7 protein-coding genes are annotated in these 13,062 nt (G+C 36.8%); 6 read left to right on the forward strand and 1 reads right to left on the reverse strand.

What is annotated here, in order from left to right; genetic code table 11:
* Positions 1-4: 4 nt before the first annotated feature.
* Positions 5-961 (reverse strand): AAA family ATPase, encoded by a 957-nt coding sequence (locus VB248_RS05150; protein WP_323295672.1) that lies wholly within the window; start codon positions 959-961, stop codon positions 5-7.
* A gap of 230 nt (positions 962-1,191) precedes the next feature.
* On the opposite strand from VB248_RS05150, the gene VB248_RS05155 reads away from it, so the two are divergent.
* The 6 genes from VB248_RS05155 to VB248_RS05180 all read left to right on the forward strand — a co-directional run bounded on the left by VB248_RS05155 (position 1,192) and on the right by VB248_RS05180 (position 13,042).
* Complete coding sequence (locus VB248_RS05155; protein ID WP_323295673.1) at positions 1,192-2,103, forward strand: helix-turn-helix domain-containing protein; 912 nt, start codon at positions 1,192-1,194, stop codon at positions 2,101-2,103.
* A 101-nt stretch (positions 2,104-2,204) separates the two neighbouring features.
* On the forward strand, positions 2,205-5,048 hold the full coding sequence (locus VB248_RS05160; RefSeq protein ID WP_323295674.1) for a TonB-dependent receptor: 2,844 nt from the start codon (positions 2,205-2,207) through the stop codon (positions 5,046-5,048).
* Positions 5,049-5,128: 80 nt separating this feature from the next.
* On the forward strand, positions 5,129-6,313 hold the full coding sequence (locus VB248_RS05165; RefSeq protein ID WP_323295675.1) for an MFS transporter: 1,185 nt from the start codon (positions 5,129-5,131) through the stop codon (positions 6,311-6,313).
* A 279-nt stretch (positions 6,314-6,592) separates the two neighbouring features.
* A complete protein-coding gene (locus VB248_RS05170) occupies positions 6,593-8,911 on the forward strand; it encodes a glycoside hydrolase family 3 protein (RefSeq protein ID WP_323295676.1) in 2,319 nt (772 codons plus the stop codon).
* Positions 8,912-9,402: 491 nt separating this feature from the next.
* Positions 9,403-11,430 (forward strand): glycoside hydrolase family 3 protein, encoded by a 2,028-nt coding sequence (locus tag VB248_RS05175; RefSeq protein ID WP_323295677.1) that lies wholly within the window; start codon positions 9,403-9,405, stop codon positions 11,428-11,430.
* Positions 11,431-11,617: 187 nt separating this feature from the next.
* A complete protein-coding gene (locus tag VB248_RS05180) occupies positions 11,618-13,042 on the forward strand; it encodes a glycoside hydrolase family 1 protein (protein WP_323295678.1) in 1,425 nt (474 codons plus the stop codon).
* Positions 13,043-13,062 lie beyond the last annotated feature (20 nt).

Below are 13,062 nucleotides of genomic sequence, written 5' to 3' on the forward strand. Positions count from 1 at the left end.
TTTTTTATTTTACAGTTTGTAGATAGGTGATGTACTCATCGCAAAAATCGCCATAGCATTTGGCGGCTTCTGAACTTCCTGAAAATTTTGAAATAGAATTCTGGGCAATTTGTGATTTTTGAAAATCTATCAAATGTCTGATTTCTGCATCAAATATTTTTACATTTTTTACTTCTTCTTTTACGTAATTCTTGATGCCGTCGTGAACGGTGTTTCTTTTTACCATCGTAAATACAATGCCGTCGATTTGTAATGAAGCATTCAAATCTCTGCGTACTTCCATGATTTTTCCCCAGATTGAGTTCAATCCTTTCACGGCAGACATTTCTGGCAAAAGGGGAATCAAGCAACTGGTTGAAGCCGCCATTGCCGAAAGTGTCAGTTTGTTTAAAGAAGGCGGACAGTCGATAAGGATATATTCAAACTGAGAAAGCAAATGTGCCATTCGGTTTTTCAGTCTAAATTCGCCGCCCGTAAGTTCATGAAAACGCATTTCTACGTTGGCTAATTCAATATCCGATGGAGATAAATAAAGGTTTTTTTCAATCTCGACCACGGGGAAATCTACATTATTAATTAATGAATCCGCCACTTGTACTTCGGGTGCATCAATGCCCAGAATCTGACTAAGGTTTCCTTGTGGGTCTAAATCTATCATCAATACTTTAAAACCTCTTTTTGCCAAAGCTTCACCCAAAGATGCCGCTGTGGTGGTTTTGCCTACGCCGCCTTTGTGATTGACGATAGAAATAACTCTTGCCATTTGCGAAAGGGTAGGAGAGTAGCCGTACTTGGTGAGTACGGGTAATAATAAATCGAGGTGCTTTTCGGGAATGATTCTACTTTCGTTGACGGCCCTTGTGATGGTTTGGCGAGGGATGCCCGCTTCTTTTTCTAAAGAACTTATAGACAGGGAAGGATTATGTCTTAAAAACTTCAAGACAAGCTCTTGATTAATCATTATTTCAATGTTTTTTGTCAGCGTTAAATAATACCCAAATATAAATTAAAAAGGTATGATTTAACCCATCGCTTGCATTATTTCTTGTATAAATTGTCAAATTTTATTTTGAAAATGAGAAACAAAAAAGAAGCAATTTGTTTTGTATATAAAAAGTATCAATAATTGTAGATAATTTTATATTTCAATAAGTTTACTACCAATGGAATTCCTATAATTTTCAAGATAAAATGGATAGACAAGAAAAAATACCGGTACTTCGTCCCGAGGACTTAAATGATTTCCATTATAAGACTATCAAATGGCAGCCTACGATTTCTGAAACCAAGCACAAGCACTATCATGTAAATCGTATTGAAAATTTTATTGGTAATTTTTCTTTTCCATTGCCCCCGCACCGAAAAACGGTGCATGATTTTATTTATCTTAAAAAAGGCTATTCCAGAAGGAGTAAGGGTTTGAATAAATATGATTTTTGGGCTTCTGAACTTTTCTTTTTACCTGCCTTTCAGATTACTGAACACGTAGAAATGAGCAAAGACACTGAAGGTTTTTATTTGCATTTCGACGAAAAGCTTTTTCCCTTTCTTCCTAAAAACTACTTAAACGATACTTATCGCTTTTTTCAGTTGCAATCGAATCCTGTGATTAAAATCAGCGATGACAGTAAGCTATATATAGAACAAATCTTGGAACGCTTGCTGAATTTGTATGAGGATGATACCAAAGAAATGAATATGAATTTAGTGGCGACCTATCTTTTGGCTTTTTTTGAAGAGATAAAAAAAGAATTGCCCAGTGAACTAAAGAAGAAAAAGAATGCCTATTTTCAGATAACCGAGCAGTTTAAAAATGCTTTGGCATTGCATATTTATCAAAAACAGACCGTAGCGGATTATGCCCAAATTTTGAATATAACTCCCAATTATCTGAATAAGTGTGTAAAAAACAGTACGAATCGTACAGCACAGGATTTATTGAACGAAATGCTGACTTTGGAAGCAAAAACGCTCTTAAAATTCTCAAATCTTCAAATTTCAGAGATTGCCGTTAAACTTTTCGACCAAACTCCCAGTAATTTTTCAAGATTCTTCAAAAGTCAAACAGGTATCACTCCAAAGCAATATTTAGAAATGTATTGATTTTGAATGTTATTAGTTTGTTTTTGAATCACAAAATAGCTTACATATTATGAATTTTGTAATGTTTTTTATTGAAATATCACAAAACAATATACAAAGCTATGAAAATACATATCCTAACTAAAAAACTATTATCATTTATCGTAATGACTTTTGTCAGTTTTGCGGTTTTAGCACAACACAAAATCAGCGGTGAAGTAAAAGACAGCAAGGGAAATCCTTTGGCTGGTGCATCGGTTCTTATTAAAGGATTGAACAAAGGAGCTTCGACAGACAAAGCTGGAACTTTCAGTATTGCCAACGTAGCCGAAGGTAAGTATGATGTTGTATTGTCTTTTATTGGTTTTAAGAAAAAAGAAATAACGGTTTCAGTGCCTCAAAGTTCAGCTTTGTCGGTATCACTTGAAGATGACACCGAAGATTTGGAAGAAGTAGTAGTAACGGGGGTTTTTGATAAGCGAACTAAGATGACAGCCTCAGTAGCGATTTCTACTTTAGGTGCAAAACAAATTGAAGCCGTAGTTCCGAATAGTTCGGCTGATTTATTGAAAAACCTTCCTGGCGTGTATGTCAATACTTCAAGAGGGGAAGTTGGAAATGCTATTTACACCAGAGGTTTGAATTATAATGGTGGTTTCTTTTATGTTTCAATGCAAGAAGATGGATTACCAGTGGTTGGAATTTCTGGACTTGTTCAGCCTGATGGTTATTTAAGAGCAGATGCAACGATTAAAAGAATTGAGTCGGTAAGAGGTGGTACGGCATCCATTTTAGGGCCAAATGCTCCTGGTGGTATTTTTAATTATGTTTCAAAAACTGGTGGGACAAAATTTGAAGGCGAAGTACGTGCAAGAGTTGGTTTGGAAGGAAACGGAAAAAATCCTTATTACCGCACCGATTTCAATTTTGGTGGGCCTTTATCAAAAGATAAAACTTTAACTTATAATGTAGGCGGTTTTTACCGTAATGCCGATGGCCCCAAATATCCGGGTTATACTTTGAGTTATGGTGGACAAGTAAAGGCAAACATTGTAAAAAATTATAAATCTGGTTCAATTAAAGTTTTTGCAAAAGTATTAAATGATAATACTGCTCCATTTGAGTTTACGCCTACGGTTGATTTTCAGAATCCTCGTCCTGCTGGTAGTTTTACCAATACCAGTTCAACCTTGGTGCAATCTCAGCAGTTTTTTGTACCAAAGTCTATCACAGGAGGTACGAAAGATATAAATTATGATACTCGTAAAGTTGGGGATTACAAAGAGTTAGCTTTTGGCTTCAATTGGGAACAAACTTTTGGAGAAGGTTGGACATTCAATAATAATTTCAAAGTATCAAACAAAGAAAACGTAACGATGACCACGGCAGTAGTTTTTCCATTCAGAGTTGACCAACTAACTTTTTATGGCGTAAGTGGTAACGTTGCAAGGTTTGGAACGTATGAATTTTATGACCCAACTTCTGGTAAAAGTTATGGAACAGTACAGCAATTACCACCAGCAGGAGGGGGCATTAGACTGATAGCCAACAACTTGAGTTTGCCAGGAAGTGATGTTTTACCAAATGCACTTTTTTATAATCCAAACCCTTATAACGAAGTAACGTTGAATGATGTAATTAATCAGGCAACGGTAACGAAGAAACTTAAAAATATGAGTTTTACGGGTGGACTTTACTTTTCATCGTCAAAAGCTAATCGAATTGCTGTAACGCCTTCTGCTCAGAGTTTCGCAACGGTTGAGGATAAACCTAAATCGGTAGCCATTCGTTATACCAGTTTGGCAGGGCAGAAGTTTGAGCTAACTACGCCAAATGGAATTGCGAATATTGGTGCAAGTGGTTTTTATAATAATGAAGCAACCATCAATCAAACGGCATTTTTCTTAGGACATAACTGGGAAATCAGCGACAAACTGAATGTAGATTGGGGATTGCGTTTAGAAAGTTTTAAAATCAATTCGAAGTTCACAACGCCTCGCCGTACTACACCAGATAGTCCAACTGGGGCAGACGGAAATGCCTCTACGCTCTATGATAATCGTTTGTGGACGAATAATCCAGAACAAAGTTTTGAAAAGAAATTAGATTTTAAAGATGTGATTTCCTATTCAATGGGGGTGAATTACAAAGTGAGCGACGAGTTGGCGGTTTATGGTAGATACTCACAAGGACGCAAATCACCTGATTTGAGTTACTTTATGGACATTGCCAATCAGCAACTTACTTCAAATATTTCGATTGAGGCACAGGATATTAAAATGGCTGAGTTAGGTTTGAAGTACAGAGGAAGAAACTTTAACTTGTTCCTGACTCCATTCTATACTTTGGCAAGCAATATTCCTAATTTCCAAATTTTCCAAAATCCTGATGTTACTTATTATGCTCCCCCACGAGCTTATCAAAAAATTGAAACGAAGGGTTTAGAACTTGAAGGTACTTACGAATTTTCAACGCATTTCAGCGTTAGGGCAGTAGCCACTTTACAAACGTCTGTCGCTAAAGAATTTACCGTGTATTTAGCAAAAACCAATGGGCCAGCAGATGATGAAAAAGTAACATTTGATGGTAATAAAAATGATAATATTGCCAATATGTTTACGATTACGCCTACTTATAGTTTGGATAAATTTACAGCTTCAATCAACTGGCAATACATGGGTAAGCGTTGGGCAAATGTGGGAAATGCCTTCCAATTGCCATCTTTTAATGCTTTTGATTTGAATACTTCGTATAAACTTACCAAAAATATTCAGGCAAATGTCTCTGTCAATAATATTTTAAATACTTATGGAATAATGGGTTGGGCAGCTCCAGGTGGATTCCCTGCGGCATTAGATACCCAAGGTTTCACCAAGCAGATGTTGGAAGCTAACCCTCAAGCGGTGTATGCAACGTTGCCAATCATGCCTCGCTCGTATTTCCTAACGTTGAGTTATAAATTCTAATATTTCAAAGTAAAATGATTCTCAGTACGTACAGCGGAATCCTGAGAATCATTTTTTTACCTTTTTTAAGCAATTTAACAATGAACAAACTCCTGAGTTACGAAAACAAATTACTCGCATTGATGAGTATTACTTTTGGTTTGGTTTTTATGGACAGAATGGCGGTGGCTTATCTTTCGCCTTTTATCATCAAAGACCTCTCGTTGAACAATACCCAAATTGGCTTGCTGGTTTCGGGCTTGTCATTTACTTGGGCTTTTTCGGGTTATTTCTTAACGGCTTGGTCGGAGGCGAATAATAAAAAGAAAATCGTTTTTGTGCTTTCGGTAATAGTTTTCTCATTGTGTTCCATTAGTTCGGGCTTGGCGGCCTCTTTTGGCGTTTTGTTACTGACTCGTTTGTTGATGGGACTTTCAGAAGGTCCAACTTTGCCTTTAATTCAATCCTTTATTGCGAAAGAATCTTCCAAAGGTCGCTTGGGTTTCAATATGGGTTTTCTTCAAAGTTTTGGCTCAACACTTTTTGGTTTTCTGATTGCCCCAATACTCTTAGTGGCTTTAGCTGAAAATTTGGGTTGGCGTTCTACTTTTTTTATTGTCGGAATTCCCGGTTTAATTTTAGCTTTTATCAATTGGAATTTTGTAAAAAACTCAACGGCTGAAAGTAGCCAGACACAAGAAGACAAAGGTTTGTCTTTTGGCGAAATTATGCAATTCAAAAATATCAAAGTTGCTGTTTTATTGAGTTGTTGCTTGATGGTTTGGATGAACTGTTGCGTAGCTTTTCTTCCAAAATTTATTGTTGAAGTACAAGCTTTGCCCGAAAGCGAAGTTGGAAAAATTTTAGGCTTAATGGGTTTGTCTTCACTTTTTTCAGGAATCATCGTTCCTACTTTATCGGATAAATTTGGAAGAAAGCCATTGGTTATTATTTTCTGTTTTATTGGTATTTTCTATCCCTTGGCGATTATTCTGATGCAACATTCTTATTTACAATTACCAGCAATGTTTATTACTTACTTTATGTTCGGAACAGTGCCAGTTGTATTTTCAGCGATTCCCTCAGAAACCTTGCCGATTAATTCCACAGGAAAAGGCATTGGTTTTATTGCAGGAGCAGGCGAGTTTGTTGGTGGAGTATTAGGCCCCGTAATCGCAGGGATTTTGGCTGATAAGTATGGAATGGAAATGCCTTTTTATGTAGCAGCCATTGCGGCAGCGATTGCCTTTTTGGCTTCATTTAGTTTTACTGAAACGAAAAAGTAGTTTTTAAGCTTTGAGCTATCAGCTATGAGCTTTGAGCTTTGAGTTTTGAGCAGTGAGCTTTGAGTTTTGGATAGTTATCAATGGACATTGATTATTTATTTTTAAAGTATCGTAGCTCAAAGCTCAAAGCTCACAGCTCATAGCTGATAGCTTAAAAGAAATTATTTATGCCGAATTGTCGAGTATTTTAACCGAAATGAAGATTATCAATAGCAAAAAAAAAATTTAGACTTACATTCGACTTATTTTATTAAGCATTAATTTATTTTAAATCGTAAAATGAAAATATCATTTTTTACTTCAGCAGTATTGCTTTGTGCATCAATGTCTGTTTCTGCTCAGCAGAAATGGAGCGAAACATCGAAAGGCACTTTCAATCTTATTCAAAATCAAGGCGGACAAACTTTGGGATATTCGCCTGCGTCTGGTGTTAAAATATTAACTGTCAATGGTTTGGCTTTTAAAGATTTAAACAAAAATGGTAAATTAGACAAATATGAAGACTGGCGTTTGCCTTATGATGTAAGAGCCAAAGATTTGGCAAGTAAGCTAAGTATTGAAGAAATTGCTGGTTTGATGTTGTATTCAGCTCATCAGTCGATTCCTGCTCGTGCTGGCGGTTATTTTGCGGGTACTTATAATGGTAAGCCTTTTAAAGAAGGCGAAGTTGATCCAAGTGATTTAACAGACCAACAAAAGAAGTTTTTAAAAGAAGATAATCTTCGCCACGTGTTGATTACGACAGTACAAAGTCCAGAAATTGCGGCACAGTGGAACAATAAATTACAAGCTTTTTGCGAAAGCGTTGGTGCTGGTATTCCTGCCAACAACAGTACTGACCCACGCCACGGAACAAAAGCAAGAGCAGAATACGATGCGGCATCAGGCGGTGAAATTTCGATGTGGCCAAGTTCATTGGGTTTGGCGGCTACTTTTGACCCTTCGGCTGTTCAGAAATTTGGTGAAGTAGCAGCGGCAGAGTACCGTGCTTTGGGTATCACTACGGCTCTTTCGCCTCAAGTAGATATTGCCACTGAGCCACGTTGGGCAAGATTCAATGGTACTTTCGGAGAAAGTCCTTTGTTGTCGGCAGCAATGGCACAGGCTTATTGTGATGGATTCCAAACTTCTTTAGGCAATAAATCAACGAATAGTGGTTGGGGCTTGGGTAGCGTAAATGCGATGGTAAAACACTGGCCGGGCGGTGGTTCTGGTGAAGCAGGACGTGATGCACACTATGCAAACGGTAAGTTCGCTGTTTATCCGGGTAATAATTTTGACGCTCATTTGATTCCTTTTATCAATGGTGCTTTCAAATTAAAAGGTAAAACACAGATGGCTTCGGCAGTAATGCCTTATTATACCATTTCTTGGAATCAAGATAAAAAGAACGGCGAAAACGTAGCTAATAATTATAACAAGTACATTATCAATGATTTATTAAGAACAAAATATAAATACGATGGCGTTGTGTGTACCGACTGGTTGGTTACTGGCGACCACAAAGCGATGGACGTATTTATTGATGGAAAATCGTGGGGAGTAGAAAATCTTACCATTGCTGAACGTCACTATAAAGTTTTGATGGCTGGGGTTGACCAATTCGGAGGAAACAACGATGCGAAACCAGTGATTGAGGCTTATCAAATGGGCGTAAAAGAACATGGCGAAGCAAAAATGAGAGCAAGAATGGAACAATCTGCCGTTCGTTTGTTGCGTAATATTTTCAGAGTTGGTGTTTTTGAAAATCCATACTTAGTGCCTGCTGAAACCAAAGCAATTGTTGGAAAGCCAGAATTTATGAAAGCTGGTTACGAAACACAATTGAAGTCGGTAGTTTTGGTAAAAAACCAAACACAAACTTTGCCCATTACTACTAAAAAGACGGTGTATATTCCTAAGCGTTTTGTTCCTGCAAGTAGAAATTTCTTGGGTATGGAAAGTCCAGCTTCAAACGATTATCCTGTAAGTTTAGAGATGGTGAAAAAGTACTTTAATGTAACGGATAATGCCGACGAAGCAGATTTTGCGGTTGTATTTATTCAAAACCCAACAGCAAGCATTGGTTATGATAAAGAAGATTTGAAAAAAGGAGGTAATGGTTATGTACCAATCAGTTTGCAGTACAACGACTATACCGCAACTGAAGCTCGTGAAACAAGTATTGCTGGTGGTGACCCAATGGAAAACTTTACCAACCGTACTTATAAAAACAAAACGGCTAAAACGCCTAATATTACAGACGCTCAATTGGTAGTAGATACAAAAGCTAAAATGAAAAATAAGCCAGTGATTGTATCGGTAAATACTTCAAATCCAATGGTTTTCTCTGAAATTGAATCATCTGCTTCGGCAATTTTGGTGAATTTTGGCGTACAAGACCAAGCAATTTTAGACATTATTTCGGGCAAATTTGAGCCTTCGGCATTATTGCCAATGCAGATGCCAGCCGATATGGTAACGGTAGAAAAACAAGCAGAAGACGTTCCTTATGATATGAAACCACACAAAGATTCAGAAGGAAATTTGTATGATTTTGGCTTTGGATTAAACTGGAAAGGAGTAATTAAAGACTCAAGAACAGTAAACTTCAAATAAATTGGACATTAAGTTTAAGTAAAAGTTGAATAGTTCGCACCTATTAAAATTTTATCTTTTTCAGGAATGAATATGATCGTCGGAAATTATTTCTCAGTATTCAGACGATAAGCAAATGTTGGTATTGGAGATAGCTAAGTTTTAGCATGAGAAATCATAAAACACTTGGCTGGAATCAAGCATGATAAAAAATCATGGTTACGATTCCTTTGCCTTTTGTTGGAGAAATGCTAAGATGAAATGGACGAAGTGAATAGGTTTTTTCAAGCAATTAATTCATTATGAAATTAAATCAGGAGGAACAAGTATGATTCAGCATTTTGAAATTGAGGATTTAATATAATTTTTTCGAGAAAAAATAAGTAAAATCTTATCTTTTTAGACTTTGTACAACAATCCTTAATGTGTAATTAGCCTTATTTTCAAGCTAATAGATATTCAGAAAAGGTAATTCCACAAAAATCAATTTTTTTAAAAACCAATTTAAAAATATGAGAGCTTGTTTACGATTAGCCACTCTTACGCTATTTCAAACAGTGTTTGCACTGAGTTTGAATGCTCAAAAAATAGTTCAGCCCGCACTCGGCAAACGTAGTGTGGCTTTGCTTAAAGTAAAGAATTTTGAATTTAAAGATTTAAACAAAAACGGTAAATTAGACCAGTACGAAGATTGGCGTTTACCGATTGACGTAAGAGTAAAGGATTTGGTGAAGCAAATGACTTTAGAGGAAAAAATCGGCTTTATGGTGATTAGTACTACTCGTTTGGCAGGTGATTATTCTTTCCAACCAAATGCTCCAAAAGCTGAAATCTCAAGTGGTTTCAACGAAGAAGATTTGATGCAACCTATCAATATGTTTACTCGTAAACCTTTGCCAGTACCAACGATGTCGGCGGCTGGAACTACCAAAGGCGTTATGAATTTTCATTTGCGTCACTTTATTTTAAGAGCCAACACCAGTGCAAAAATCATGGCTGAGTGGTCGAATAATTTACAAGCTCTGTGCGAAAGCTCAAGATTGGGAATTCCTGCCGTAGTAGCTTCTAATCCACGCAATCACGTAACGATTGATGCTTCTATTGGTTTGAGTGTTGGGACAACAGTTTTCTCGAAATGGCCCGGAGAATTAGGTTTAGCCGCCATGCGTGATTTAAAACTTACTCGTGAATTTGCAGAAATTGCTGGAAAAGAATGGTCGGCAGTTGGTTTACGCAAAGGCTATATGTACATGGCAGATTTATCGACCGAACCACGTTGGCAAAGAATTGAAGGTACTTTTGGCGAAAATGCGGATTTAGCTTCCGACATGATTCGTGAAATTGTACTGGGTTTTCAAGGAGTAAAATTGGGTAAAAACTCGGTAGCAATGACAACCAAGCACTTTCCGGGCGGTGGACCACAAGTAGGAGGACAGGATTCGCACTTCGATTGGGGAAAAAATGCTCATTATCCTGGTGGAATGTTTGAATATCACTTAAAACCTTTCAAAGCGGCAATTGCGGCAGGTACTTCTTCTATCATGCCTTATTACTCTGCTCCAAAAGGTAAAGAATTTGAAGAAGTAGGTTTTTCTTATAACAAAGCCATTATTCAAGATTTGTTAAGAAAGCAATTAGGATTCAAAGGCATTATCAATTCTGATACAGGACCAATTGATATGATGCCTTGGGGCGTTGAGAATCTAACGATTTTGGAACGTTATCAAAAAGCCATTAATGCAGGAGTAGATATTTTTTCAGGAAGTGCTGACCCTTCATTATTGTTAGAGACTGTGAAAAAAGGCATGGTTTCGGAAGAAAGAATCAATGAATCAATTACTCGATTACTTCGTGAAAAGTTTCAATTAGGTTTGTTTGAAAACCCTTATGTGGACGTAGAAGCTGCTGTGAAAACGGTTGGCAATGCTGATTTTCAGAAAAAAGGCGATTTAGCATTAAGAAAATCAATTGTATTGTTGCGTAATGAGGACAAACTTTTGCCAATTGCTAAAAAATCGGCGAATCCAACGAAAGTATATTTTGAAACGTATTACGATAATGGAAGAACCAAAAATCCTATTACTGTTAATAGACCCAATGTCAAGAATGCTAATATTGAATTTGTAGGAAGTAAAGAAGAAGCAGATGTGGTGTTACTTTGGTTGATTCCGAATGGTGGAAGTTTGTTTACTTCACAAGGTAAACCAATTGAATTGAGTTTGTCGAAAAATAAAATTGATGTTGCTCATGTCAACGAAATTATTCAAGCAAAACCAACAATTGTAGCTATCAATTTTACAAATCCTTGGGTGATTGACGAAATAGGAGGGGGCAATCTAAAATCAGTTTTAGCCACTTTTGGCACAACAAGCGAAGCTTTAATTGACGTTGTGACAGGGGCTTTCAATCCAACAGGCAAAATGCCTTTTACAACACCTGTTTCTGAAAAAGTAGTTGCAGAAAATCAATCAGACGTACCGGGATATTTAAAACCTAAAGGCTATGCTTTATTTAAGTTTGGCGAAGGAATTAGTTATTAATTGAAATAAAAAGGGACTCAAAACAAACCCGTTTTGAGTCCCAAAATATACAAATCTTTATTAAAAACATTTAAAATTTTATCGTAAAAACGAAGTCAATTGTGAGTCTTTCAACGGATGTCACCTTGGCTTTGCCTTGTCCTTACTTAATCAATCACAATCAATTTTCAATTAAAAATTATCAATCATGATGAACAAAAAACTCTTTTTATTGCTCTGTTTGGCAGTACATTTTGTGCATGCACAAAAGAAACAGCCCTTTTTATGGGGCGTTGCTACTGCCGCATATCAAGTAGATGGCAATTATCAAGTGGATGGAAAAGGGGAATCTAAATGGGATTTTCTAACCAACAAAGTAGGCATTACACAATTTACGATTGGCGAAAAACAAACGGGAAATGTGGCAATTAATATGTACGACCGCAAGCAGTATTTGAAAGATATTGAACTAATGAAGGAATTGGGCATAAATGCTTATCGGATGTCTTTGGATTGGTCACGAATTATTCCAGATGGAGTGGGAGCGGTAAATGAAAAGGCTTTGGCTCATTACGACCAACTTTTTGATGATTTACTCGCCGCTGGTATCGAGCCTTTGGTGACGATTTATCACTTCGATTATCCTGCGGTTTTATTGCAAAAAGGCGGTTGGGGAAATCCTGAGATGGAAAATTGGTATTATAATTATGCTTCTGTGGTGATTAATCGTTTTGGAAAGAAAATTAAAAATTTCATTACTTTCAACGAACCTTATATTGAGTTTTTTCTGGTAGAAAATATGCTGAATGCTCAGAATAATAAATTGCCAGAAAAAGAATATTATATGAGCCAAATGCAAAAAGCTCATCGCCAGTTGATTGCCAATGCCAGAGTGATAAAACTTTACCATGATTTAAAACTGAAAGGACAAATTGGGATTGTATTGAATGTAAACCCTGCTGCTCCGTGGGACGAGAAAAAAGTAGCAGACCAAAAAGCGGCTGATTTTCAGGATGTTCTGATAAATGGTTTGTTTTTAGACCCACTTTACAAAGGCAAATATCCAAAAGTAGCATTAGATTCTTTGGCGAAATATAATCCAAGCTTTAAGCCAAGTACCGAAGAAATGGCATTTATTGGGGCAAATAAACCAGACTTTTTAGGCATTAATTTTTACGCTCCTGCCATCGTAAAAGGCGAAGATTCTGCCATGTCTTTGAAATGGTTAGACAATAATCCTGATGAAGTAAAATCAAATGTTGGGCCTGTCAGACCAGAGTATTTATACAAAATGTTAATGCGTTTAAAAAATGATTATGGCAATCCACGAGTGATTATTACAGAAAATGGGACTGGTTTTGTCTCGGAAGATGTAAAAGTAAACGGAAAAATCAACGACCCATTGAGAACTGATTATATCAAACGCCATGTAGAATGGGCTTTGAAAGCGAAAAAAGAAGGCGTAAATCTCTTTGGCTACACGGTTTGGAGCGGCTGGGACAATTTTGAATGGGTTTCAGGTTACACCAAACGCTTGGGCTTGATTTACGTAGATTTCGCCACGCAAGAACGCACGCCAAAACAAAGTTTTTACGAGTATCAAAAAATAATTAAAGAAAATAGGAGCTTTTAGCTATGAGCGATGAGCTTTGA

This window comes from Arcicella rigui (assembly GCF_034929435.1).
Lineage (GTDB): Bacteria > Bacteroidota > Bacteroidia > Cytophagales > Spirosomataceae > Arcicella > Arcicella rigui.

Coding starts and splice junctions, on each gene's coding strand:
- VB248_RS05150 (WP_323295672.1), bottom strand. CDS start 961: ATGATTAATCAAGAGCTTGTCTTGAAGTTTTTAAGACATAATCCTTCC.
- VB248_RS05155 (WP_323295673.1), top strand. CDS start 1,192: ATGGATAGACAAGAAAAAATACCGGTACTTCGTCCCGAGGACTTAAAT.
- VB248_RS05160 (WP_323295674.1), top strand. CDS start 2,205: ATGAAAATACATATCCTAACTAAAAAACTATTATCATTTATCGTAATG.
- VB248_RS05165 (WP_323295675.1), top strand. CDS start 5,129: ATGAACAAACTCCTGAGTTACGAAAACAAATTACTCGCATTGATGAGT.
- VB248_RS05170 (WP_323295676.1), top strand. CDS start 6,593: ATGAAAATATCATTTTTTACTTCAGCAGTATTGCTTTGTGCATCAATG.
- VB248_RS05175 (WP_323295677.1), top strand. CDS start 9,403: ATGAGAGCTTGTTTACGATTAGCCACTCTTACGCTATTTCAAACAGTG.
- VB248_RS05180 (WP_323295678.1), top strand. CDS start 11,618: ATGATGAACAAAAAACTCTTTTTATTGCTCTGTTTGGCAGTACATTTT.